The sequence below is a fragment of the Streptomyces sp. NPDC050704 genome, assembly GCF_040654355.1.
GTDB lineage: Bacteria > Actinomycetota > Actinomycetes > Streptomycetales > Streptomycetaceae > Streptomyces.
The window spans coordinates 50,088-73,530 of record NZ_JBFAHW010000020.1; the positions used below are offsets into that span (position 1 = coordinate 50,088).

Sequence of the window (23,443 nt, forward strand, 5' to 3'; positions counted from 1 at the left end):
GACTCGGTCTGCGCATGGAATCCCCACCCTTGGTCCCTACTTCACCAGGGCGCTCACCCTCCGTTAAACCGAAACTACTAACCGCCATTACGGCGGCTGGTTCGTCGCGGTTGGGCTGGCTGGACGCGTTGCGCGGCGTCGCCGCACTCGTCGTGGTGTTCGACCACTCGTCCTATACCTTCATGGCGGACTTCCGGCGGGAGTTGATGCCGCAGTTCAACACCAGCCGCTACGGCATCATGGTGTTCTTCCTGGTGAGCGGCTACATCATTCCCGCCTCGCTGGAGCGCCGGGGCTGCGTCCGGACGTTCTGGATCGGACGGATCTCCCGCGTGTACCCACTGTGGGCAGCTGTCGTCACGGCAGTTCTCGCCGTCAACATCTTGGGCATCGCGGAGATACGTGACTTCGGCCGGCTGAGCGCTGCCATGGTGGCTCTCGCGCACGTCACGATGCTTCAGGAATTGCTGGGGACACCCAATCTCCTGCTCATCCTGTGGACGCTCTCCTACGAGATGGCCTTCTACCTGCTGGTCGTCGCTCTTTTCACGGCCCGCCTTCACCGGCACTCTTCGGCGGTCGCCGTCCTCTTGGCCGTGCTCGCCGCTGTGAGCGTGGCGGCAGGGGTGGTGCTGCCGGCCTCTGCCCTGTCCGACGCGGTCGGCACCGGCCCACTGATCGTGTCTGCCTCGATCGCCATGGTGGTCGCCATCTGCTGTGCGAGCGCCGTTTCACCCGTACTCCGGTGGTTCGGGGGTGTGTTGGGCGGGGTGCTGGCGCTCGTCCTGGTCGCTTTCAACGGCACCGTCCCGCTGTGGGAGGGCCTGGTGATCCTCGCCGTGATGTTCCTCGGCACCGCCGTCTACCGTGCCGAGAACGGTCAGAGCACCTGGAGCCATGCGGCCGGCACCGCCGTCGTGGTGGTCGCCTGCGCAGTGGGGAGTGCGTACGGGTACGGCGACGGCGACCACTTCACACGGCGCGGCTGGATCGTCGCATTCCTCCTGGCTGTACTCACCTTCGGCGCCGGACTGACGCTGCGCCGCCGCCGGTTACCGCGTCCGCTGACCGGACTGGGAACGATCAGCTACTCGGTCTACCTGGTGCATCCGGTGCTGCTGGCGGTGATCGACAGCACGATCGGCCGACGGCGGCAGGACCATCCCGCGCTCGAGGTGGCGTTCTTCGCTGTGCTGCTGCCCCTGTGCCTGCTGACCCACCGCTACGTTGAAGCGCCGAGCCAGACCTGGGGCCGCAGGTTGGCACGCCGCGTCCAACCACCGTGACGAGCACCGCCCCTAAGGAAGGTGGACGCGGGTGTCAGCCGACCGCGGACAGGCGGCGCGGCTCGATGCGTTCCTCGACGGCCTTGTCTCCGTCGCGCGTCACGATGTACGCGCCCTTGCCCGGCAACTCGCTGACCGCTTCGGTCAGTTCGGTGCCGCGGTAGACGAGGCCCACGCCGTCGTCGGTGCAGTGGGTGGTGGGCAGGGTGCCGTCCGCGACGAGCCGGTGCACCATGGGGCGGCGGCCCTGGTCGGTGTCGTAGTGGACGCCGTTGCCGTACGGCAGGAGGCCCAACGCGTTGGTCACGGGCCGCAGTTCGGGACCGAAGGAGTCCGTGGTGCCGCCCTGGAACCAGCAGATCGAGCCCGCGCTGACCCCGCTGAGGACGACGCCCGACCGCCAGGCCCGGCGCAGGACGTCGTCGAGCCCGTGCACCCGCCACACCGCGAGGAGGTTCGCCACCGAGCCGCCCATGACCCAGACAACGTCCTGTGCGAGAACGGCGCCCTCGACGTCGTCCAGGTTGGGCATCGGGAAGAGCTTGAGCGGTGTCAGGTCGAACCCGGCCACCCGCGCGGCCTCGGTCATACGTGCCGTGACGTGCTCGGCGTCGCCCAGGGCCGTGCCGACGTACATCACCCGGGGGCGGCGGCCGTGGACGCCCGCCAGTTCGACCGCGTGGTGCACCAGGGCGTCGAACTTCACCATGGTCCGGCCGTCGGCGCTGAGACCACCGGAGGTGGCCAGGACGGTGGGCACCGCTCCGTTCGGGGCGGCGGGGATCGCGGCGGGCGAGGTCGCGGCAGTGGGGGCTGCGGCGGCCTGGGATCCGGCGGGCTGGGGCGTGGGGGGTGCGGTCATGGCAGGGAATCCTAACGGCCCCTGTCAGAGCGGCCGTTGGTCGTTCTCTTCCGGTTCGCCCGGTTCGCCCTGGTCGCCCGAGTCGCCCGGGTCCCAGTCCAGCAACCGGACCTTCGCCACCGTCCGCACATGTCTGCGCATCGCGGAGGCGGCCTGCTTGGGCTGCCCGGCGACGATCGCGTCCAGGATGTCGCGGTGCTGGGCCAGCGAGCGGCCTGGGCGGCTCGGCTGGCGCAGCGACTCGTGGCGGCTCTCGGTGATCTGGTCGGCGATGGAGCGCATGAACTCGGCGAGGATGCTGCTGTGGGCGGCCGCGGTGACCGCCGCGTGGAAGAGCCGGTCGCCCTCCACGCCGTGTTCGCCCGCCTCGATCTCGGCCTCCATGCGGGCGAGGGCGGCGCGCATACCGGTGATGTCGTCCTCGGTGCGGCGCTCGGCGGCCAGTTCGGCGAGCTTCGTCTCCAGGGCCTCGCGGGCGTCGAGTACGTCGGGGAGCCGCCGGCGGCGTTCGACCAGTTGCTCCACGGGTTCGACGTCGAGGGTGTCGCGGACCAGATAGGTGCCGCCGCCGTGCCGGACCTCGACCAGGCCCTGGACCTCCAGGACGACGATGGCCTGCTTCACGGAGGCGCGGCTGACGCCCAGGCGGGCCGCGAGGTCGCGCTCGGGCGGCAGGCGATCGCCGGCGCCCAGGCCGCCCTCGGTGACGTAGCTGCGCAGCCGGTCGAGGACCTGCTCGTACAGGCGCGGCTTGGCCGCCATCGGGCGCAGCGCGTCGCTCATGCCCGTCCCCCTTGCCCTGCTCTGCTTGCCCCTGGGGCCGCAGCGTAACACCGGACGATGACTGGCCTGGTGGCTCAGTGGCCAAGTGGCTGAACCAATTTGCGTCAGGTCTCTTGACGCTCGCTTCCCTCGGCACCCAATGTGGTTCAGCCACTTGGCCAATCAGCCACCCATCGCTCGACCAGGGGACCCAAAGACGGGAGCCCGTATGTCCGCCGAACTGATTTCGATCCTTGTGCTCGTCGTGGTGTTCGTGATCGCCACCACCCGCTCCATCAACATGGGCGCGCTCGCCTTCGCCGCCGCGTTCGGCGTCGGCGAGCTCGTCGCCGACCTGGACGCCGACAAGATCTTCGCCGGGTTCCCCGGGGACCTCTTCGTCGTGCTCGTCGGCGTGACGTACCTGTTCGCCATCGCCCGGGCCAACGGCACCACCGACTGGCTGGTGCACGCCTCGATCCGGCTCGTGCGCGGGCGGGTCGTGCTGATCCCGTGGGTGATGTTCGTCCTGACGGGGGCGCTGACCGCGATCGGCGCGGTCAGCCCGGCCGCCGTCGCCATCGTGGCGCCGATCGCGCTGAGCTTCGCCGCGCGGTACTCCATCAGCCCGCTGCTGATGGGAGCGATGGTGGTGCACGGCGCCCAGGGCGGCGGCTTCTCACCGATCAGCATCTACGGGTCGATCGTCAACGGCATCGTCGAGCGCGAGAACCTGCCCGGCAACGAGGTCGCGCTCTTCCTCGCCTCGCTCGTCGTCAACGTCGTGATCGCGGGTGTGGTGTTCGTGCTGTTCGGCGGGCTGAAGCTCAGCCGCGACGAGACCGTCGCGGAGGCGAAGGCCACGGCGGCGGTCGGCTCCGGGCCGTCCATGGCCAAGGCAGGGGTCGGCTCCCCGCCTCCCGGAGCCGCGGCCGACGAGGGCACGTCCACCGGGACCGGGACGGCCCACGCCGGAGAACCCCAGGAGCGAGAACGCGGGAAAGGCGCCCCCGGGGAAGGAACCCCCGGGGCGGAAGCGGCCGACCGCCTCAACCCGGCCCGGATCGCCACCCTCGCCGCGCTCGCCGCCCTGGTCGTCGCCGTGCTCGTCTTCGACCTGGACGCCGGTCTCACCTCCATCACCCTCGCCGTCGCCCTCAGCGCCTGCTGGCCCAAGGACAGCCAGAGCGCCGTCTCCCAGATCGCCTGGCCGACGGTCCTGCTGATCTGCGGTGTGCTGACGTACGTCGGTGTCCTGGACGAGATGGGCACGATCGACTGGGCCGGCGAGGGCGTCAGCGACATCGGCGTCCCGCTGCTCTCCGCCGTACTGCTCTGCTACATCGGCGCGCTGGTCTCCGCGTTCGCCTCCTCCGTCGGCATCATGGGGGCGCTGATCCCGCTGGCGATGCCGTTCCTGGCGCAGGGCGAGATCGGGGCGGTCGGCATGGTGGCGGCGCTCGCGGTGTCGGCCACGGTCGTGGACGTGAGCCCGTTCTCGACGAACGGCGCGCTGGTGCTTGCGGCCGCTCCCGACGTCGACCGGGAGCGCTTCTTCCGGCAGTTGATGGTGTACGGAGGGATCGTGGTGGCCGTGGTCCCCGCCGTGGTGTGGCTCGCGCTGGTGGTACCCGGTTGGGGGTGACACCGGCGCACCCGCCCCACCGAGTACGACGAGCCCACCAAGCCCGACGAGCCCGACGAGCAGACCGAACGACTAAGGAGTACGACGCGTGTCCCCTCTCTTCCCGGCCCTGACCAAGGCCCTGGCGGACCCGGACGGCGCGGGCGCGCAGCGGCCCGCCCTGCGCTTCGGCGACCGCTCCCTGACCTACGGCGAACTCGCGGCCGCGGCGGCCCCACTCTCGGCGCGCGTCGCGGGAGCGGGCCGGGTCGCCGTCTGGGCCACCCCCACCCTGGAGACCGCCGTCGCCGTGGTCGCCGCGCTGCTGGCCGGCGTGCCCGCCGTACCGCTCAACCCGAAGTCGGGTGAGAGCGAGCTGGGGCACATCGTGGCGGACAGCGCGCCGACGCTCGTACTCGCGGCGCAGGACACCCGACTCCCGGCCGGACTCGGCACGTTGGAGCGCGTCGACATCGGCATCGATGCCGGCGTACGCGCCACGGACGCGTCGCCGGCCGCCCCCACCGACCCCGCCCCCGAGGCCCCCGCCCTCGTCGTCTACACCTCCGGCACCACCGGTCCCCCGAAGGGCGCCGTCATCCCCCGCCGGGCCGTCGCCGCCACCCTGGACGCCCTCGCGGACGCCTGGCAGTGGACCGGCGACGACGTCCTCGTGCACGCCCTCCCCCTCTTCCACGTGCACGGCCTGATTCTGGGCATCCTCGGCCCGCTGCGCCGCGGCGGCTCCGTACGGCATCTCGGCAGGTTCGAAACGGCGGGCGTGACAAGGGAGTTGAGCGAGGGCGCCACGATGCTGTTCGGGGTGCCGACGATGTACCACCGCATCGCCGAGACACTGCCCGACGACCCCGCGCTGGCCAAGGCCCTGGCGCGGGCGCGGCTGCTCGTGTCGGGGTCGGCGGCGCTGCCCGTGCACGACCACGAGCGGATCGCGGCGGCGACCGGGCGACGCGTCATCGAGCGGTACGGGATGACGGAGACCCTCATGAACACCAGCGTCCGCGCCGACGGGGAGCCGCGCGCGGGCACGGTCGGCGTCCCGCTGCCGGGCGTCGAGGTGCGGTTGACGGAGGAGGACGGGACGACGGCCGTGGAGGCGTACGACGGCGAGACGGTGGGCGAGATCCAGGTCCGCGGGCCGAACCTCTTCACCGAGTACCTGAACCGTCCCGACGCGACCGCGGCGGCGTTCACCGAGGACGGCTGGTTCCGCACCGGCGACATGGCGGTGCGCGACCCCGACGGCTACGTACGCATCGTCGGCCGCAAGGCCACCGACCTCATCAAGAGCGGCGGCTACAAGATCGGCGCGGGCGAGATCGAGAACGCGCTCCTGGAACATCCGGGCGTACGGGAGGCCGCGGTCACCGGTGAGCCGGACGCCGATCTCGGTGAGCGGATCGTGGCGTGGATCGTGTCCGCCGACCCGCAATCGCCGCCGTCCGCCGAGGAGTTGGCGGACCAGGTGGCCCGCAGCCTCGCGCCCCACAAGCGGCCCCGTGTCGTCCACTACCTCGACGCCCTGCCCCGCAACGACATGGGCAAGATCATGAAGCGCGCGCTGGCCCATGACTGACGACGACCGACGGGCCATGGCCGACGGTCGACGGGCCACGGCCGACGCACAGCGGTTCACGGCCCGCGAGGCCGTCGACCTGATCGCCCTCGCCCGGGACTTCACCGAACTCCCGGCCCCAGTGGGCGAGTACGGGCCGGACGGGCCCCTGTCCTGGCACGGGTACGACGCCTCGCGTGCCCGCGCCGCCGCCCGCACCGGCGAGGAGGAGTCGGTCGTCTGCGGCACGGCGACCGTCGGCGGGACCCCGGCCGTGCTGATCTCGTTCGAGTTCGGCTTCCTCGGCGGGTCGCTGGGTGAGCGCACGGGCGACCGGCTGGAGGCGGCCTACACGTATGCGCGCGAGCACCGCCTCCCGGTCGTCTCCCTGGTCGCGACGGGCGGCAGCCGAATGCAGGAGGGCATGCTCGCGCTGGTCCAACTCCAGCGTGTCGCACGGCAGTCGGCGCTCAACCGGCAGGCGGGTCTGCCGCAGATCTCGGTCCTGCGGGACCCGACGACGGGCGGCGGCTGGGCCACCCTGGGCGCGGGCGCCGACGTGATCCTGGCGCTCCCGGGCGCCCAGGTGGGCTTCGCGGGTTCACGCGTCCGCCCGCCCGACGCGGACCCGGCGGCATACACGGCCGAGGCCCAGCTGGCGGCAGGCGCGATCGACGCGGTGGTTCCTCCGGAGGAGCTGCCCGGCCTGCTCGGGCTCTGGCTGCGCCTGCTGACCCGGCCCTCCACAGCGGAGGCCCCGCCCCCGGCCGCCCTTGGCGACACCAGCCTTCCGGCCACCGGCTGGCACGCCGTCCAGCAGGCCCGCTCCCCTCAACGCCCCTGCGCCCAGGCTTACTTGGACGCCTACTTCACCCACCGCGCACCCCTCAGCGGCGACCGCGGCGGCGGCACCGACGCCGGAATGCTCTGCGGATTCGGCGAACACGACGGCCGCACGGTCGCCTACGCCGCCCAGACCGGCACCGCCACCCGCCCCGCCGGCTACCGCACCGCCGCCCGGCTGATCCGGCTCGCCGGCCAACTCCGCATTCCCGTACTGACGTTGGTGGACACTCCGGGTGCCGCCAATGACGCGGAGGCGGAGCGGCAGGGCGCGGGCGCGGCGATCGCGGAGCTGTTCGGTGCCGTGGCCTCCGCCCGTACGCCGATCACCACCCTGCTGATCGGCGAGGGCGGCTCGGGCGGCGCGCTCGCACTGGCCGCGCCCGACAACACCTGGGCCACGCCGGACAGTTACTTCTCCGTCATCGCTCCCGAGCTCGCCGCCGCCATCCTCAAGCGACCGGCGGGCGAGGTGCGCGCCACGGCGGACCAACTCCGCATCCGCCCACAGGACTTGGTGGAGCTGGGCGTCGTGAAGGGCATCGTGGACACATGAGTGGACACATGCGCTGAAGACCTGCCGTATGCCGGCGGGACCCGGCGGAAAGCAGTCCGGGAGGTTTTCCCTCAGAGGGACGGTGAACGCTCTTTGACATCCTCCCCCTCCTTTTAAAAGAGGGGGATTCCAACCCAGGTGAGTTGAGGTTCACGGTTGCTCGTCCGCTGTGTGGGCGGAGTCAACCCTTCGGCACGCTCCCGTTGGGGGCGGGTCTTGCGACCTGTCCTGCCGCGACGTTGGTTGCTGCGTTGGTATCCGCGTTGCAGGTGAACCCGCAGGATACGCAGGAGAACTCGGCTTGGTTCTTGCGCGAGTTCTTCTCGATCCAGCCGCAGGCGCTGCACCGCAGGGAGGTGTAGGGGGCGGGTACGTCCTCGACCCGGCCGGGGGCTTTGTGTTCGGTGCGCTGCCTCAGCAGGCCCCAGCCCTGGGCGAGGATCACTCGGTTCAGGCCCCGTTTCTGGGCGACGCGCCGTCCCGGCTCCTCGACGGTGCCCTTGGCTGAGCGAGTCATGTTCTTGATGTTCAGCTTCTCGAACCGGATCCGGTCACAGGTCCGGGCGAGCATGGTGCTGGTCTTCTCGCACCAGTCCTTACGCCGGTCGGCCTCACGGGCCTTGAGCCTGGCAACCCGCGCGTAGGCGGCGGTCTTCTGCGGGCTGTTCTTCGGGGCCCGTGCCGCCCTGCGCTGATGCTTGCGGATCTGTGCGTGTTCCTTGACGGTGAGCTGAGGGCAGTTCAGCGTGCGGCCGTCGGAGAGTGCGGCAGTGATCTTCACGCCCCGGTCGATACCGATGACCTCACCCGTCCCCGGCGCGGGCGTCGGCGCGGGGATGACCGCGAAGGCCACATGGCACTGTCCGTTGCGGAAGGTGACCCGGAACGTCTTCGCCTCGGGTAGTCCGGTACGCGTGAGTCGGAAGCGGACCCAGCCGCAGCCGGGCACTTTGACCTGTGCCCACCTGCGGTTGAGCTTCTGCACCACCACGGACCGGCCCATGACCTGCCTGCCGGTCTTCGCGTTGAGTTTGGCACTGCCGTCCCCGTTGAACTCTGGAACCCGGTCAGTGCCGATGACGCGGAAGCCCTCGTGCCGGTACTTCCTGCGCCAGGTCGGCTCACCGAACCCGGAGGTGAACTTGGCCTGCTTGGCCTTGGCGAAGTCCTTAAGCGCCTGCTGCTGCACGTCCGCGTTCCCGCCGGCCAGCCACTCGTTGTCCCGGCGGGCTTCGGTGAGCTGCTTGCACTGCTCGGCGAAGCCCGGCGCGGGCCTACGGCCCTTGTACCAGTATGCATGCTGCTCGACCGCGAGGTTCCACACGTACCGGGCGTGCGCGCAGTGCAGGAGCATCTGCTGCTCCTGCTGCGGCGTCGGGTACATACGGAAGCGTGACATGGGACCATTCTAGTACAATAATGGTCCCATGAAGCATGTGAACCTGAGAATCCCCGACGATCTGCACGAGCTGGCCAAGGCCGCCGCCGAGGCCGACGACCGCTCCCTGAACTCATGGCTCGTCTCGCTCGTACGCCGCGCCGTCGCGGACGGTGAACGCCGCTCCGCCCCGCTTCGCGGGAGCGGGCATTCACCCCGGCCCTGAAGGGCCGGGCACCCTGCCCGGAGACAAGATGGAAACCGCGACAGGGCCAAGTACCGTCCGTGACAATGAGGGTGCTCACGGGCCACTGATGACGGGGGTTATCGAACGTTATGGAAGGTTTAGTGGAATTCAAGACGGAGGACGGTGCCCGGATCGTCGTCGAGGGCGTCGAGGACGAGTCCGGCTCCCGTCTGGTCGCGCGGGACGACGGATCGGTCCAGGCGACCCGTACCTTCGAGGGCTCCCTGGACGGGGTGCGGGCGGCCGCGGAGTCCGCGCTCCGCGTCTTCCGGGACGGTTCGCTGGGACCCGACTCCGTGGAGATCGAGTTCGGGGTCAAACTCACCGCGGAGGCGGGCGCGTTGATCGCCAAGAGCTCGGTCGAGGGCCATCTCCTGGTCAAACTCTCCTGGTCACCCGGGCAGTCCGACCGCGGCGCCCCGGAGACCGCCCCGAGCTCATGACCAGCGCTTCCTGGCACGCGAGAATCAGCTGCGGACGCGACACCGGCGCGGGCTTCCTGGTCACCGAGCGGCATGTGCTGACCTGCGCCCATGTCGTCGAGCGCAGCCGCACGGACGCGGTCGCCGTGTCCTTCGCGCACGGCGCCGACGAGCCGATCCCGGCCCGGGTGATCGCACACGGCGGCTGGGACGGCCGCGAGACCGACCCCGGCGACCTGGCCGTACTCGAACTGGACCACCCGGTACCGATGAAGCCGGCGGAGTTCGCCGCGCCCTCAGACGCGTACGGCGATCCCCCGCGCAGGCTCCTGGCCTACGGCTTCCCGAAGCGGTACGACGAGGGGACGCTCGCCGAATACCGGGCCACCGCCGACCAGTTGATCGCCGGCGAGTGGGTCCAGCTGGAGTCGTGGGCCGCGCACGGCCAGCCGCTGGTGCCCGGGTTCAGCGGCGCCGCGGTCACCCTCGCGGACAGCGGCCGCGTCGTGGCATGGTCTCCGCGGCCGCCCGCAGCCCCGAGATCCGCAACGGCCGGATGCTGCCCGCGCAGGTCATGGCCCGGTACTGGCCGCGGCTCGGCGAACTGATCCCGACACCGGACTACGGGCAGGCGGAGAAGGAGCGGCTGCGACGACTGGTCGAGGCGGTTGAGGGGCACGGCAGCCCGGCCACGTCAGAGGCCCGGGGCGGTGACAGCTCCTCCCCCACACGTGGCTTCACTCGAACGGGTGGTGGACTATCGGCGTCGTCGTCGGCGCGGACGGCCCCCACAGGCACGCAGATCACCCACGACCGGCGGCCGGGCGGTCCGCGGACAGCCGGCCCCGGAACCGGAACTCTGGAGTGCGGCCCCGAGCGGCTGTACCTCGACGCCGTCGGGCCGCTCGGGCCGCCGCTGCCGCCGCACGGGTTCCGCTCGCTGTGGGACGCGGCCTGGTATCTGCTGTCCGAGGTGCGGGACGCCGGTGCCGTCACCCGGTTCGCGGCACGGCTCGCCGACTTCGTGGACGACGCCCGGATCCGGGGCGCGCTGCGGGCCTGGCCCCTGCCGCAGGCCCGCCGCACCCCGGCTCCCGCTCCCGCGCCCGCAGCCCGGCCCGCGGCCTCCGCCGTGCGCCCGTGGTCGCCGATCCTCGTCGAGGTCGCACCCAGCGGCTCGGGCCAGGACCACTTCCTGGTCGAGGTGTCCGCGTACAACGGCCGGCACCGCCGGGTGGTGGGTTCGCGCCGTGTCCCCGGCGACCGGATCCGCCCCTACGCGCTGGAGCGCATCGACGAGGCGTACCACGAACTGGAGCCAGGAGCCCGGGAGTTGATCGCCTTCGTACTGCCGCGTCGATGGCTCAACGCGCCCGTGGCGCTCTGGCAGCGCAGCGCCGACGACGACAGCCCGCTCGGCTCCTTCGCCCCGCTGGTCGTGATGGACCTGGAGCGGCGGCGCAGCGGGGGTCTCCAGCACAAGCTCCGGCAGAAGTGGCGGCACCTGGACGCCCGGCCCACGGCACGGCTGCGCCGCATCGACTGCTGGGCCGTCGGACAGGACCAGGTGAAGCTGACCATCGAGCTGCGGCACGCCGCCGACGTGGTGGGTTTCGGTACGCCGCCACGCGCGGACGGGGTCCGGCGGCTGTTCCGGGCGAGCCTGAACGCGGCCGTGCCGGTGATGCTGTGGCCGCGCACCGGCTGCCGCACCGAGCACCGGTGGGGACAGCGGGACGACTGTCAGGGCTCCGCGTTCCTGGACCACCTGGCCGAACACCTCGCGGAGCTGCCGCCACGGGAACTCCCGCACCACATCCACGAGTTGCGCGAGTCGGCGTACGCCTCCGAAGCCCCGGAGCCGCACTGGGCGTACGACCTGGCACTGCTGTGGGAGGACCCCGACTGCCTGCCCGATCCCGTCGGCTATCTGCACAGTCCTGTTGGTTGAACCCTGTTGGTCGAGAACGTGTGTGAATGTGAAAACGGAGAAACCATGTCCCTGTGGCCCGTCTACACGGGTACGAGCGATCCCCACGACGGTATCGCCGAACTGCCCGCGCCACCGCCCTGGCGCGACTTCGACGGCGGGCCCGAGCTGGCGACCCCCGCCGAGGACGGCGACACCTCGGCCGCGTCCCCTGACCGGCGGCACCGCGCTCGCGCCTATCGCGCCACGGACCGGGCGGTCCAACTCGTCAACGCCGCCCTGTACTTGCGCCGCCCGCTGCTCGTGACGGGCCCGCCCGGCAGCGGCAAGTCGAGCCTGGCGTACGCGGTGGCACGGGAGTTGAGGCTCGGACCGGTCCTCCGCTGGAACATCACCAGCCGCACCACGCTCCACGACGGCCTCTACCAGTACGACCCGCTCTCCCGCCTGTACGCGGCGGGACGCGCCGCCGCGCGCGACCTCCCCGCGGACGGCCGACCTGCCGCGGACGGCCAACTCCCCGCGAGCGGTGAGCTCCAGGACCATCTGCGCCTCGGGCCGCTCGGCACGGCGCTCCTCCCGTACGGCCGCCCCCGCGCCCTGCTGATCGACGAGATCGACAAGAGCGACCTGGACCTGCCGAACGACCTCCTCAACATCCTGGAGGAGGGCCAGTACGAGATCCCGGAGCTGGTCCGCGCCGCCCGGCAGACCCCCTCCGCCGAGGTCATGATCGACGGCACGGACGACCGGGTCCGGGTCTCGCGCGGGCGCGTCCGCTGCCGTGCCTTCCCCTTCGTGGTCCTCACCAGCAACGGCGAACGCGAGTTCCCGCCCGCCTTCCTGCGCCGCTGCGTCCGCCTCGAACTCCACCAGCCGCGCGACGCCCATCTGGAGCGCATCGTCCGCGCCCACCTCGGCGAACCCGACGCGTACGCACGCGACTTGATCGACCGCTTCCTGGCCCGGGGTACGGACGGCGAGCTGGCGACGGACCAGCTGCTGAACGCCATCTACCTCACGGGGGCGGCGGGGATCGACGCGTCGTCGCGCGACGATCTGGCGGAGCAGCTGATGCCGTATCTCAGTCGCACACACGACGAACCGGATGCATTCTGAGTTGGTCAGGTCAGGACGGTCAGAGCCGTCCGTCAGGACGGTAGGGGTCCTGGCGACAGTGGCAGCGGGAGCACGGGGGGTGAAGGAATGAGCGACTCCGTCAGCGATGTCGCGCGTCTCGCCGGACTCCTCGCGGAGGCGGGCGGCAGGGAACCACCCACCTCCGTCGAGCTGGCCGAACTCCTTTGGCTCGCCGGGCACATGGAGGCACCGGACCCGCCCGAACCCGGCGCCCACTCCCCCGGGGCCTCCGCACCGCCACCGCCGCCCGCACGCCCCCGTACGGACCCGTCGTCGACCCCCGCCACCCGTCGCCAGGAGACCACCCCGCCCACCGGGTCCGAACCCAGGCCCGAGTCCAAGTCCGGGTCCGAGCCCGAACGCCCCTCCGGGCGGGTCCCGCTGCGACTGCCCGGCGCCGAGACGACGGACGGACCGGACGGACCTGACCGACCGGACCGGACGGACCGACCGGACGGCTCGTACACGTCGCTCCTCGCCCCCGCGCCCCCGATGCTGACGCACCCCCTCGCGCTCCAGCGCGCCCTGCGCCCCCTCAAGCGCCGGGTGCCCGCGCCCTTCGGGGAGGAGCTGGACGAGGAGGAGACCGCGCACCGGATCGCCCGGCTCGGCGCCGCGCCGCAGTGGTGGCTGCCCGTGCTGCGGCCGGTGACCGAACGCTGGCTGACCCTGCATCTCGTGTACGACGCCGGGCCGACCATGCCCGTCTGGCGGCCGCTGGTCCGCGAACTGCACACCGCGCTCGCCCAGTCGGGCATCTTCCGCACGGTGGAGCTGCACCGTCTTGAGCCCGACGGCACGGTACGGCGCCCGGGCTCGCAGGAGTCGTACGCCGACGGGCGCACGGTCACCCTGCTCATCAGCGACTGCATGGGCCCGCAGTGGCGGGACGGCCCGGCGGGCATCCGCTGGTACGGCACGCTGCGGCGCTGGGCGGCCAGGATGCCGGTCGCCGTGGTCCAGCCACTGCCCGAACGTCTTTGGCGCACCACCGCGTTGCCCGCCACGACCGCGCGGATCGCCGCTCCGTCGCCCGCGGCGGCCAACTCCGCGTACACGGTCGACTCGTACGCGACGGACGACCTCCCGCCGGGCGTCCTCCCGCTCCCCGTCCTCGAGCCCTCGGCGCCCTGGCTGGCGAACTGGTCGGCGCTGGTGGCCGACGGGGGCCGACTCCCGGGCGCGGTGAGCCTGTTGGATGCCGTCCCACCGCCCGCGCCGGTCGACGACCAGGGCCGGAGCGACGTCGCGCAGCAGTCCCCGGAGGAGCTGCTCCTGCGGTTCCGTTCCCTCGCCTCCCCGGAGGCCTTCCGTCTCGCCGGTCATCTCGCCGTCGGGCCGCCCGAGTTGCCCGTCATGCGGCTGGTCCAGGCGGCGATCGAACCGAATCCGCAGCCGCAGCACCTGGCGGAGGTGATCCTGAGCGGCGCGCTGACCACGGTCCCGGGCCGGGCCGGTTCGTACGCCTTCCGTCCGGGCGTACGCGAGCTGCTACTGCGCACGCTGCCGCGCACGGCGCACGACCGGACCTCCGAACTCGTGGCCCGGGTGGGTGCGTTGATCGACGCGCGGGCCGGAGTGACGGCCGGGGAGTTCCGGGTGGCGGTTCCGGGGCGCGGAGGTGTCACGGCCGGGGGCGAGCCGTTCGCGGCGGTACGGGAGGAGAGCGTGCGGCGGCTGGGCGGGGTACCGCCGGAGCCGGCCGACACCGGGCTCGTGCCCGACCCCACCATGCCGGAGCTCCACCGTGAGCCACGCGGCGCCCCGGAACCCGACACCGGTCCCGAGACCGACCCTGATGCCGCAGCCGCAGCCGCAGCCGTCGCCGAAACGGGGCAACGCGAGCTCGTACGCGGTCCGTTCACCACCCGCGACCTCTGGTCCGTCACGCTCCCCGAGCCCGGCCGCACCGCGATCGTGTACACCCGGCCGCCCGACGGCACGTTGACCCTCCTCACCCCCGAGCAGCTCCGCGGCAGACGCACTTCGTGGCCCCTCATCACGTACTACGAGGTGGACCTCACCTCGCACCAGGCCGCCCACGAACTGTCGCTGCCCAGTTCCGGCGGCGGAGCCTTCGCCGCCTCCGTCATGCTGTCCTGGCACGTCGACGACCCGGTGGCCTTCGTGCACGGCGAGCCGCGCGACGTGTCCGGCCGGCTGCTCGACCACCTGGTCCGGGAGGCGCGGCGGATCACCCGGCGCCACCCGCTGCGCCGGACGGGCGCGGCACACCGCGCGGTCCGCCGCGGGCTGCGCAGATGGCCGGTGCCGGGGCTCTCGGTGGCGTACTCGGTGGTGCTGACGCCCGAGGGCGAGCCGTCGGCCCCTCCGCGCGTGGCGAGGCCGGTCTCGCCCCCGGATTCCCTGGCAGCGGCCGTCACCGACGCCGAGTGCGTGCTCCTCGGTTTCGACGGGCCCCTGGTCCGGCTCTACACACGGGAGAAGGAGGAGCAGGCCACCCGTGAACTCGCCGCGCTCCTCGCCGAGTTGCGCCACCCGGACGCGGCGCTGAGGGGCGAGCCGCTGTCCTCCCGGGGCGGGCCCCTGCCGCCTCTGGAGGGGCGCACGAACCCGCTCGACCTGCTGCGCGCGCTCGCGGACCATCCCCTCGGAGCCGATCTGCGCCGGCGGCTCAACCGGATCGAGGAACGGGCCGTGGCGACCGCGACGCCCACCCCGTTCTCCGACTCCCTGATCACCACGCTCAACGCCCTCGGCCGGCGTATCGCCGTCGTCGCGGACAACGCGCCGAGTGCCGTCTGGAAGTATCTGCAGGCGCACGGACGGCTGACCGGACTGGTGACCGGCGGAGTGCACGGCCGCACCGAGGACCTCAACCGGCTGATGCCCGATCCCGACTGCCTGCTGCGAGCCCTCGACCACCTCGGCACCTCGCCGTCGGACGCCGTCCTGATCGGCTCGTCGGTCGCCGAGCTGACCGCCGCGAACGCCCTCGGTCTGCGCTTCCTCGGATACACCCGCTCCGAGCCGCACAAGCAGCACCTGGTCCGCGCGGGCTGCGAACTGACCATGACCTCGTGGGCCCCACTGATCCAGGCCCTGCCCAACGTCTAGGACCTGTGTCGGCAGTGGCGTCCACCGGGCACCCGGCAGCCTCACCTGCCCGGGCGCACCCGCCCAAGACCACCCGTCCAGCCGCACCCCGCCCGGCCCACCACAAAAGGCGACGGCCCGTCAGTTCCCGCACGATGCGAAGGAGGACCGCCGTCCGGCGGCCCACGGTCTGTGCTCTCGGGAGGACCTGCCATGACCGCCAGTCTGGAGCAGCTGCGCCGCTGCCACTTCGCCGTCGATCTGGGTGCGGCGAGGACACGCGTGTACGTGAAGGGGGCCGGGCTCGTCGTCGACCAGCCGAGCGTCGCCGCGGTGAACACCAAGACCGGCGCGCTGATCGCGGTCGGCGAGTTCGCCGAGAAGATGACGGGCCGTACGCCCGACTACATCCGCGTCATGCGGCCCGTCTCCGGCGGCACGGTCGTCGACATCGAGATGGCCCAGCGCATGCTGCGCCAGCTGCTCGGCGACAAGATCCGCCGCACCCTGCGCCGCAAGCCCCTGCTGCGGGCCGCCGCCTGCACCCCGCACGACGCCGACCCGCTCGCGCAGCGCGCCGCGATCGAGACGCTCGTCGGGCTCGGCGCGCGGCGCGTGGAACTCGTAGACACGCTCATCGCCGCGGCCGTCGGGTGCGGGCTGCCCGTGGAGCGCCCCGAGGCCACCATGGTCATGGTGTGCGGGGCGGCCGCGACCCAGGTCGCCGTGCTGTCGCTGGGCTCGATCGTCACCGCCGAACGCATCCCCGTCGGCGGCGAGGCCATCGACCACGCGATCGTCCAGCACCTGCGCCACCAGCACGAGTTGATGCTCCCGTCGCAGAACGTACGGCCGCTGCAGCTCGCCCTCTCCGGGAACGGGCTCACCGCCCACGGCCCCGCCTCCACCGAGATCCACGGCCGGGACGTGGCCACCGGCCTGGCCCGTTCCGTGCAGGTCGACACGGCCGCCGTGCGCGATGCCATCCAGACCCCGCTCACTGCCGTGCTCGACGGCATCGGCAAGGTGCTGCGCGTCTGCCCGCCGGACCTGGTGGCCGACCTCGCCGACCGCGGGATCATGATGGTCGGCGGCAGCGCGCTGCTGCCGGGGCTCGACCAGATGCTGCGGCACGCGACCGGCATGCCGGTGCACATCGCCGAGCGGCCCGAGGTGTGCGCGGTCCTCGGCCTGGGCGCCATGCTGGAGGGCAAGGTCGAGCCGCTGGCCCTCGACCCGCTGGCCACCTGAGCCCCGTAGGCCCCCATAGATCCCTGTAGGTCCCTGTAGATCCCCAGGAGAAGAAGCAGATCCTCCGGTGCCTCGTATGACCGACCCGGACCCCGACCTCGACTCCGCCACCGACCCCGCCCATCCCCCTGGCGGGGACCACTCCCGCGCCCGCCGCCCCCTCCCCCGCCTCCTCGAAGCCGTACTCCGCGTCGGCAGCGACCTCGACCTGCCCGCCACGCTCCAGCGCCTCGTGGACGGTGCCGCCGAGCTGACCGGCGCCCGGTACGCGGCGCTGGGGGTGCTCGACGCCGGCCGTGGCGGCCTCGCGGAGTTCCGCACGGCCGGGCTGCCGGAGGCCGAGCGGGCCAGGATCACGCATCCGCCGGACGGGCGGCGGGGCCTGCTCGGCGCGCTCGTCCGCGAAGCCGCGCCGCTCAGGCTCACCGACCTGACCGCCGACCCGCGCTCGTGCGGCGTCCCGCCCGAGCACCCCGAGATGCACAGCTTCCTCGGCGTCCCGGTGTGCGTGCGGGACGAGGTGTTCGGGAACCTCTACCTCACCGAGAAGCTCGGCGGCGGCCCCTTCACGGACGAGGACGAGCAGCTGGTGCGCGTCCTGGCCGCCCAGGCGGGCATCGCGATCGGCAACGCCCGCCTGTACGAGACGGCCCGTCGGCGGGAGCGCTGGATCGAGGGCGCGGCGGCGGTGACCACGGCGCTGCTCACCGGTGAGGCGGCCGACGCACTGATGACGGTCGCCGAGCGCGCCCGCGTGCTGGCCGACGCCTCGGCGGCGGTGATCCTCCAGCCCACGGACGAGGGCGGCATGGAGATCGTCACGGCGTCGACACTCGACGACCCGGGCGACCTCGTCGGCACGACCATCGAGCCGGGCAGCGCTGTGCTGGAGCAACTCCTCGGCGGGCAACCGGTGTTCGTGGAGGACTCGGCGACCGACGCGCGTATGACGACCCGCGTACGGCACCGGTTCGGGCCGAGCATGCTGCTGCCCCTGCAGGCCGGCGGCCGGCTCATCGGCACCCTCGCCCTCCCGCGTCGGCCCGGCGATCCTCCGTACACCTCCGTCGAGCGGCTGCTGGCCGCGCAGTTCGCCTCGCAGGCCGCCCTGGCGCTCGTCCTCGCGGACGCCCAGCAGGGCCGGGAGCGGCTCGCGGTCTTCGAGGACCGTGACCGGATCGCCCGTGACCTGCACGACCTGGTCGTCCAGCGGCTGTTCGCGACCGGCATGATGCTGGAGTCCACGCAGCGCCGCGGCGCGGGCGACGCGGGACGGGACGAGGGACGGAACGAGGGGCGGCGGGACGAGGCGGTCGACGCGCTGCTCGGCCGGGCCGTGGACGAACTCCAGGCGACCATCCAGGAAGTCCGTACGGCGATCTTCGCGCTGCAGCAGCCGCCCGCCGACGCGCCGACCACCTTCCGCGGCAGGGTGCTGCGCGAGACGGCCGGCGCCGCGGCGGTCCTCGGCTTCCAGCCGTCCGTCCGGTTCACCGGTCCCGTCGACACGAGCGTCCCCGACCCGGTCGGCGCCCGCCTCCTCGCCGCCCTCCGCCGCGCCCTCGCCGCCGCGTCCCGCCGCCCCGGCACCGCCCGTATCACCGTCACGGTCGACGCGACGGCGCCGCTCCCGGACGGCCGGCCCGGGGTGCGGCTGACGGTGTACGACGACGGGGAGGTCGAGGGCGAGGGGGCGGGAGTGGGCGAGGGGGCGGGAGCGGGGACGACGGTGACGTGGCGGTCACCTCTATGACGGGCCGGACGGCTGGTGCGGCGGACCGTGCAGGATGCTGTCCGCGATGTCCGGCAACGGCTCCCCGCTGCCGAAGGCGTAGGCGCGGATACGGGCCAGCGCCTCGCCCGTGTCGATGCCCAGCCGCGCGGCGAGGACGCCGACGGCCTGCCGCAGACTGCTCCAGTACTCGTCGAACTCCTCGCTCGGCGCCCACGGAGGGCTTTCGTCGGCGGTCAGCCCCTCGTAGGTGCTCAGGAGCACCATGGTGGCGGCGCGAGCCGCCGAGAGTCCCTGTTCGACCACCTCGGGAGTGGGCGTGCGGGGTTGGTGCAGGAGTACGTCCGCCGAACCCAGCACCTGGCCTTCGAAGGCCAGCGGGAAGGCGAAGAGCGCGGCGACGTGCGGCAGTTGCTCGCGCACCAGGGCCCCGAACACCGGCCAGGGCGTCACCTCGCTGCTCAGGTCGCCCACCACCACGGCCCGCCCACTCGTGGCGGCGCTGACGCAGGGGCCGTCGCTCGCCTCGTACTGCAGTTCCTCCAGCCGCAGCGCCTCGGGGCTGGACGCGCAGAGCAGCTGGCGGCCCGGGGTGTCCGTGAACAGGCAGAGCGTGGCGGCGTCGGCCGACAGGACGTCGATCAGCGCCTCGCACAGCCGTTCCGGAACACCGGCCGGATCACCGTCGGCGGCCTCGTAGACCCGGCGGACGGCGTCGTCGCGGTCGGCCATGTTCCTGTCCGTTCGGTGGGCGGTCGTCTGTCGTCGGTGGTCGGTCCTCGGGGTGCGGTGTGGTCGGTGTGCGGTGTCCTTCTGGTGCGGTGTGGTCTGTTGAAGAGCGACTACCAGGCAGCCACCTCGGCAAACCCGCCCAGCTCAGAGTTCCGCGCGGGAGTCGACCGAGAACCGGGCGCCGTCCGGATCGCGGAGGACCGCCCCGGCGGAGCCCGGCACACGCTCCACGACGGCTCCCCCGTGGTGCCGCGCGGCCCGTGCGCAGGCCTCCACGTCGGCCACCGCGAAGTGGACCTGCCAGTGCGGCCGGACCGCGGGATCGGGAGCCGCCCCGGGCAGCTGCGAGTGGATCCGCGCCACCACGTCACCCCGGCTGTGCAGCACGACCTCGTCATCCTCGTACTGGACCTCGCAGCAGCCGGGCAGCTCGGACGCCCACTCCAGGACCTCTCCGTAGAAGATCGCGGCGTCGAAGGCGTCCCGTGTGTGCAGCCGTACGAAGGCCGGGGCCGCGCGGCGCCACGCCTCCCAGCCCGTGACGAGTTTCCCTTCCCAGATGCCGAAGGACGCGCCGTCCCGGTCGGCCAGCAGCGCCGCCCGCCCCGGCGGGAACGCGATCGGCCCCACCGCCGTCGTACCGCCGCGCTCCTGGCTGCGGGCCACGGCCTCGTCCGCGCTGGACACGGCGAAGTAGGGGGTCCAGGCGACGGCCATCTGGTAGACGGAGGCCACCGCGGCGATCCCCGCCACCGGCACTCCGTCCGCCTGTGCGATCCGGAACTGCTCGCCCATGCTGCCCGAGCGCCACTCCCAGCCGAACACGGCACGATAGAAGTCCTCCGCGGCCGGCAGATCGCACACGGTCAGGCTGACCCAGCACGGGGCGCCGAACACCGAATGGGTGGAGACGGCCTCGTCCTGGGCCGGTCTGTCGCTCTTCATCGCCGCGCCGTCCGTCCTGGCCGTCCTGGTTCTCACCGACCGCCGACCGCCACCGCCGACGGCCGTCTCCGACCGCCACCATCGACGGCCGTCTCTGACCGCTGTCTCCGACCGACGAGGTCAAAGGGTGGTCCCGAACCGCTCCCAGACACGGTGCTCGCCCAGCAGCCGGGTGATCTGTTCCAACGTGCCCGAGCCGCTGTCCGCGGTCACGACGCCGGGAGCGTCCGCCGGGATGCCCGCGGCCGCCAGCACACCGTCGGCCCCCGCCCAGCCGCCGATGGCCTTCCCGTGCCGGTAGGCCTCCGCCAGCATCAGCGGGATCCGCGGATCGGCTGTGCCGTCACTCCCAGCATCCCCCGCCTTGGCGTCGCGCGCACCGTAGGCGTCCTTGGCGGGCCCGGGGACACCGGCCAGCAGGATGGCGTCGTACTCCACCGAACGGGCCGTCGCGAAGGTGCGCTGCACCTGTATCGGCTCGCCCTCCGCGTCCAGTTTGCCGCCGGCGGGGGCGATCACCAGGGGCACCATTCCGGCGTTCAGGACGGCCTCGCGCACGGTGCGTACGCCGTCGAGGTCGCCCTGCTCGTCGGTGACGATGCCGATGACGCGGCCGTCCAGCGGCCAGACGTGGCCCAGCTGGGAGAGCGCGGGGCTGGGGTCGGCGGCGACCAGGGGCACGGTGGCCTCGGGTGCGGGCAGGCCGAGACCGGTGGCGACCTGCTCGCACAGTTCGGGGTCGATGTTGGCGAGCACCTGGAGCCCTCGCTCCTTGATCGCCTGCTCGTAGCACTTGCTCAGCTCGAAGGTGTAGGCGGCGACGATGTGCTCGCGCTCCACCGGCGTCATGCTCAGCCAGAACAGCCGGGGCTGGCTGAAGTGGTCGGAGAACGACGCGGGCGCCTGCCGGACCTTCTGGGACGCCGGTATCTCCACCGGCGTCTCGACGTACGCACGGGTGTCCGCGCCGGCCAGGAAGGGGCAGCCGCCGTCGAGGGAGTTGGGCCGGTAGGGGGCGGCCCCGGTGTGCACGGCCGTCTGGTGCATGCCGTCGCGCAGCATGTCGTTGACGGGGACGTGGGTGCGGTTGACCGGGAGCTGGGCGAAGTTCGGTCCGCCGAGGCGGCTGATCTGGGTGTCCAGGTAGGAGAACAGCCGGCCGGCCAGCAGCGGGTCGTCGGTGATGTCGATGCCGGGGACGAGGTGGCCGGGGTGGAAGGCAACCTGCTCGGTCTCGGCGAAGTAGTTGGTCGGATTGGCGTTCAGCGTCAGCAGGCCGACCGCCTGCACGGGCGCCAGCTCTTCCGGGACGATGTTCGTCGGGTCGAGCAGGTCGATGCCCTCGAAGGTCTGCTCGGGGGTGTCGGGGAAGACCTGGATGCCCAGTTCCCACTGCGGGTACGCGCCCGCCTCGATGGCGTCGGCGAGGTCGCGCCGGTGGAAGTCCGGGTCCATGCCGTTGACGATCTGCGCCTCCTCCCAGACGAGGGAGTGCACGCCGAGTTTGGGCTTCCAGTGGAACTTCACGAGGGTGGTGGCGCCCTCGGCGTTCACCAGCCGGAAGGTGTGGACGCCGAAGCCCTCCATCATGCGGTACGAGCGCGGGATGCCCCGGTCGGACATGTTCCACAGGGTGTGGTGGGTGGCCTCGGTGTGCAGGGTGACGAAGTCCCAGAACGTGTCGTGGGCACTTTGCGCCTGCGGGATCTCGCGGTCGGGGTGCGGTTTCCCGGCGTGGATGATGTCCGGGAACTTGACCGCGTCCTGGATGAAGAAGACCGGGATGTTGTTGCCGACCAGGTCGAAGGTGCCCTCGTCGGTGTAGAACTTCGTCGCGAAGCCCCGGGTGTCGCGCACGGTGTCCGAGGAGCCGCGCGAGCCGAGGACCGTCGAGAAGCGCACGAACACCGGTGTCTCGACCTCGTCGCCGAGGAAGGCCGCCCTGGTGACCTTGGCCGCGGTCCCGTACCCCCGGAAGACGCCGTGCGCGGCCGCGCCCCGGGCGTGGACGACCCGCTCGGGGATGCGCTCGTGGTCGAAGTGGGTGATCTTCTCCCGCAGGTGGTGGTCCTGGAGGAGGACGGGCCCGCGGTCACCGGCCTTCAGGGAGTGGTCGGTGTCGTACAGCCGGTTGCCCTGGGCCGTGGTCAGGTAGGCGTCGCCCTGGGCCATGCTGTCCGGGGTGGCCCCGGTGGGGCCGACCGTCTCCGGCGCGCCCTGGTCGGGCTTGGGCGGCAGCGGTTCGCGCGGTTCGGTGGGCTCGGCGACCGGCGGTGGCCCGGCTCCGGGCCTGCCGGGGACGCCGTCCGGCGGGCCGTCACCGCGCAACGCGTCGACGGCCTCGGCGGCCGCGTCCTTGAGGGGCTTCTTGTCGCTCATGGCACCTCCATGGGTCGTCGGGGCTCCGCCCTGGTACCCATGCCCTTCCGGGCGAACCATGCGGCAACCGCATCCGCAGTGCCTCTCGTGGAGAGCGGCCGACGAGCGTCCGTTCCGACATGCCGCTGACCGCTTCACGGCCGAACGTGTCGGCTGGTGTCACCCACCAGGTCCGGCATCACTTCGAGCGTCCGCCACCACCAGCGCCCGCCAATCCGCCCGCCAATCCGCTCGAAGGTGCCGTTGAAGCGCGTATAGATGATGGGTTGGAGCGGGAAGTCCGGGAGCGCCTGCCAGATGCTTGCGTAGCTGGTGAAGGAGGCGGTTCCCGCCTCGTCGTCGACGTCGATGACCACATTCGTGAGCTGGTGCTTGGTGTGTGTCTCCCCGTCGTAGAGGATCACGTGCTCATCAAGCCAGCGGCCGACCGCCTGCGCTCCTGCCTCGGCCGCAAAAGGCCACGTCCCGTGTTCCCAGAGTCTCGCGACCCCGTCGAGATCGCCCGTGTCAATGGCTTCGCAATAGGCGCAGAGAGTACGCCAGATCTCCTTCTCAGAATCGTAGGAAGGTCGCCCATGTGCTTGCGGTATCTCCATAGGAATCCTTCGAGTACCAGGCCCAGTGCCTCATTTTTCGGTGTAACCCGTCGAACCGGTCGGCTGCAAGGAGCAGCCGGGCGTCGGCGAGGCGCCGTCGGCTGACAGGGCTCAGGTGAAGGCTT

At 72.1% G+C, this 23,443-nt stretch carries 19 protein-coding genes; 12 read left to right on the forward strand and 7 right to left on the reverse strand.

All coding sequences use genetic code 11. The features are described from left to right. Window positions 1-14: 14 nt before the first annotated feature. A complete protein-coding gene (locus AB0I18_RS14130) occupies window positions 15-1,286 on the forward strand; it encodes an acyltransferase (protein ID WP_363105712.1) in 1,272 nt (423 codons plus the stop codon). A gap of 34 nt (window positions 1,287-1,320) precedes the next feature. Here the strand turns inward: AB0I18_RS14130 and AB0I18_RS14135 are convergent, their stop codons facing one another. Both AB0I18_RS14135 and AB0I18_RS14140 read right to left on the reverse strand, forming a co-directional pair. Beyond that, window positions 1,321-1,995 (reverse strand): peptidase E, encoded by a 675-nt coding sequence (locus tag AB0I18_RS14135; RefSeq protein ID WP_363105775.1) that lies wholly within the window; start codon window positions 1,993-1,995, stop codon window positions 1,321-1,323. Window positions 1,996-2,172: 177 nt separating this feature from the next. Continuing rightward, entirely contained in the window at window positions 2,173-2,931 is a 759-nt protein-coding gene (locus AB0I18_RS14140; RefSeq protein ID WP_363105713.1) for a FadR/GntR family transcriptional regulator, read from the reverse strand. A 208-nt stretch (window positions 2,932-3,139) separates the two neighbouring features. On the opposite strand from AB0I18_RS14140, the gene AB0I18_RS14145 reads away from it, so the two are divergent. From AB0I18_RS14145 to AB0I18_RS14155, 3 genes are all read left to right on the forward strand, one after another. Further along, on the forward strand, window positions 3,140-4,555 hold the full coding sequence (locus tag AB0I18_RS14145) for an SLC13 family permease (protein ID WP_363105714.1): 1,416 nt from the start codon (window positions 3,140-3,142) through the stop codon (window positions 4,553-4,555). Window positions 4,556-4,643: 88 nt separating this feature from the next. Further along, entirely contained in the window at window positions 4,644-6,131 is a 1,488-nt protein-coding gene (locus AB0I18_RS14150) for an acyl-CoA synthetase (RefSeq protein WP_363105715.1), read from the forward strand. Next, window positions 6,124-7,509 carry a carboxyl transferase domain-containing protein gene (locus tag AB0I18_RS14155; RefSeq protein WP_363105716.1) on the forward strand — a complete coding sequence of 462 codons (1,386 nt, stop codon included), beginning with the start codon at window positions 6,124-6,126 and terminating at the stop codon, window positions 7,507-7,509. Before AB0I18_RS14150 ends, AB0I18_RS14155 begins: the two co-directional genes overlap by 8 nt. A gap of 181 nt (window positions 7,510-7,690) precedes the next feature. Here AB0I18_RS14155 and AB0I18_RS14160 read toward each other — a convergent pair whose 3' ends face one another. Next, window positions 7,691-8,908, reverse strand: coding sequence for a transposase (locus AB0I18_RS14160; RefSeq protein ID WP_363105717.1), 1,218 nt, complete (start codon window positions 8,906-8,908; stop codon window positions 7,691-7,693). A 28-nt stretch (window positions 8,909-8,936) separates the two neighbouring features. Between AB0I18_RS14160 and AB0I18_RS14165 the strand changes: the two genes are divergently transcribed. The 8 genes from AB0I18_RS14165 (at window position 8,937) to AB0I18_RS14200 (ending at window position 18,687) form a co-directional block, all read left to right on the forward strand. Then, window positions 8,937-9,113, forward strand: coding sequence for a YlcI/YnfO family protein (locus AB0I18_RS14165; protein ID WP_363105718.1), 177 nt, complete (start codon window positions 8,937-8,939; stop codon window positions 9,111-9,113). A gap of 110 nt (window positions 9,114-9,223) precedes the next feature. Continuing rightward, window positions 9,224-9,577 carry a CU044_2847 family protein gene (locus AB0I18_RS14170; protein ID WP_363105719.1) on the forward strand — a complete coding sequence of 118 codons (354 nt, stop codon included), beginning with the start codon at window positions 9,224-9,226 and terminating at the stop codon, window positions 9,575-9,577. Then, window positions 9,574-10,164, forward strand: coding sequence for a serine protease (locus tag AB0I18_RS14175; RefSeq protein ID WP_363105720.1), 591 nt, complete (start codon window positions 9,574-9,576; stop codon window positions 10,162-10,164). Before AB0I18_RS14170 ends, AB0I18_RS14175 begins: the two co-directional genes overlap by 4 nt. Then, window positions 10,068-11,507: a serine protease gene (locus AB0I18_RS14180; RefSeq protein ID WP_363105721.1), complete on the forward strand. Its 1,440-nt coding sequence runs from the start codon at window positions 10,068-10,070 to the stop codon at window positions 11,505-11,507. Before AB0I18_RS14175 ends, AB0I18_RS14180 begins: the two co-directional genes overlap by 97 nt. A gap of 45 nt (window positions 11,508-11,552) precedes the next feature. Next, window positions 11,553-12,605 (forward strand): MoxR family ATPase, encoded by a 1,053-nt coding sequence (locus tag AB0I18_RS14185; RefSeq protein ID WP_363105722.1) that lies wholly within the window; start codon window positions 11,553-11,555, stop codon window positions 12,603-12,605. 87 nt (window positions 12,606-12,692) lie between these two features. After that, the gene (locus tag AB0I18_RS14190; RefSeq protein ID WP_363105723.1) at window positions 12,693-15,704 is read left to right on the forward strand and encodes an SAV_2336 N-terminal domain-related protein; all 3,012 of its coding nucleotides are present in this window, start codon (window positions 12,693-12,695) and stop codon (window positions 15,702-15,704) included. A gap of 192 nt (window positions 15,705-15,896) precedes the next feature. Then, window positions 15,897-16,934, forward strand: a complete 1,038-nt coding sequence (locus AB0I18_RS14195) for a rod shape-determining protein (RefSeq protein WP_363105724.1) — start codon at window positions 15,897-15,899, stop codon at window positions 16,932-16,934. 76 nt (window positions 16,935-17,010) lie between these two features. Beyond that, complete coding sequence (locus AB0I18_RS14200; RefSeq protein ID WP_363105725.1) at window positions 17,011-18,687, forward strand: GAF domain-containing protein; 1,677 nt, start codon at window positions 17,011-17,013, stop codon at window positions 18,685-18,687. On the opposite strand, the gene AB0I18_RS14205 is transcribed toward AB0I18_RS14200, so the two are convergent. The 4 genes from AB0I18_RS14205 to AB0I18_RS14220 all read right to left on the reverse strand — a co-directional run bounded on the left by AB0I18_RS14205 (window position 18,682) and on the right by AB0I18_RS14220 (window position 23,318). Then, a complete protein-coding gene (locus AB0I18_RS14205; RefSeq protein ID WP_363105726.1) occupies window positions 18,682-19,398 on the reverse strand; it encodes a GAF and ANTAR domain-containing protein in 717 nt (238 codons plus the stop codon). The two genes, AB0I18_RS14200 and AB0I18_RS14205, sit on opposite strands and share 6 nt — an antisense overlap. 144 nt (window positions 19,399-19,542) lie before the next feature. Beyond that, window positions 19,543-20,343 carry a VOC family protein gene (locus tag AB0I18_RS14210; protein WP_363105727.1) on the reverse strand — a complete coding sequence of 267 codons (801 nt, stop codon included), beginning with the start codon at window positions 20,341-20,343 and terminating at the stop codon, window positions 19,543-19,545. 120 nt (window positions 20,344-20,463) lie between these two features. After that, a complete protein-coding gene (locus AB0I18_RS14215) occupies window positions 20,464-22,722 on the reverse strand; it encodes a catalase (RefSeq protein ID WP_363105728.1) in 2,259 nt (752 codons plus the stop codon). Window positions 22,723-22,856: 134 nt separating this feature from the next. Next, window positions 22,857-23,318: a nuclear transport factor 2 family protein gene (locus tag AB0I18_RS14220; protein ID WP_363105729.1), complete on the reverse strand. Its 462-nt coding sequence runs from the start codon at window positions 23,316-23,318 to the stop codon at window positions 22,857-22,859. Window positions 23,319-23,443 lie beyond the last annotated feature (125 nt).

Excerpts from the sequence above, each read along its gene's own strand:
- AB0I18_RS14195 (WP_363105724.1), top strand. The coding sequence starts at position 15,897 with ATGACCGCCAGTCTGGAGCAGCTGCGCCGCTGCCACTTCGCCGTCGAT.
- AB0I18_RS14155 (WP_363105716.1), top strand. The coding sequence starts at position 6,124 with ATGACTGACGACGACCGACGGGCCATGGCCGACGGTCGACGGGCCACG.
- AB0I18_RS14130 (WP_363105712.1), top strand. The coding sequence starts at position 15 with ATGGAATCCCCACCCTTGGTCCCTACTTCACCAGGGCGCTCACCCTCC.
- AB0I18_RS14215 (WP_363105728.1), bottom strand. The coding sequence starts at position 22,722 with ATGAGCGACAAGAAGCCCCTCAAGGACGCGGCCGCCGAGGCCGTCGAC.
- AB0I18_RS14140 (WP_363105713.1), bottom strand. The coding sequence starts at position 2,931 with ATGAGCGACGCGCTGCGCCCGATGGCGGCCAAGCCGCGCCTGTACGAG.
- AB0I18_RS14220 (WP_363105729.1), bottom strand. The coding sequence starts at position 23,318 with ATGGAGATACCGCAAGCACATGGGCGACCTTCCTACGATTCTGAGAAG.
- AB0I18_RS14190 (WP_363105723.1), top strand. The coding sequence starts at position 12,693 with ATGAGCGACTCCGTCAGCGATGTCGCGCGTCTCGCCGGACTCCTCGCG.
- AB0I18_RS14170 (WP_363105719.1), top strand. The coding sequence starts at position 9,224 with ATGGAAGGTTTAGTGGAATTCAAGACGGAGGACGGTGCCCGGATCGTC.
- AB0I18_RS14185 (WP_363105722.1), top strand. The coding sequence starts at position 11,553 with ATGTCCCTGTGGCCCGTCTACACGGGTACGAGCGATCCCCACGACGGT.
- AB0I18_RS14200 (WP_363105725.1), top strand. The coding sequence starts at position 17,011 with ATGACCGACCCGGACCCCGACCTCGACTCCGCCACCGACCCCGCCCAT.
- AB0I18_RS14180 (WP_363105721.1), top strand. The coding sequence starts at position 10,068 with ATGGTCTCCGCGGCCGCCCGCAGCCCCGAGATCCGCAACGGCCGGATG.
- AB0I18_RS14145 (WP_363105714.1), top strand. The coding sequence starts at position 3,140 with ATGTCCGCCGAACTGATTTCGATCCTTGTGCTCGTCGTGGTGTTCGTG.
- AB0I18_RS14135 (WP_363105775.1), bottom strand. The coding sequence starts at position 1,995 with ATGGTGAAGTTCGACGCCCTGGTGCACCACGCGGTCGAACTGGCGGGC.
- AB0I18_RS14210 (WP_363105727.1), bottom strand. The coding sequence starts at position 20,343 with ATGAAGAGCGACAGACCGGCCCAGGACGAGGCCGTCTCCACCCATTCG.
- AB0I18_RS14160 (WP_363105717.1), bottom strand. The coding sequence starts at position 8,908 with ATGTCACGCTTCCGTATGTACCCGACGCCGCAGCAGGAGCAGCAGATG.
- AB0I18_RS14175 (WP_363105720.1), top strand. The coding sequence starts at position 9,574 with ATGACCAGCGCTTCCTGGCACGCGAGAATCAGCTGCGGACGCGACACC.
- AB0I18_RS14205 (WP_363105726.1), bottom strand. The coding sequence starts at position 19,398 with ATGGCCGACCGCGACGACGCCGTCCGCCGGGTCTACGAGGCCGCCGAC.
- AB0I18_RS14165 (WP_363105718.1), top strand. The coding sequence starts at position 8,937 with ATGAAGCATGTGAACCTGAGAATCCCCGACGATCTGCACGAGCTGGCC.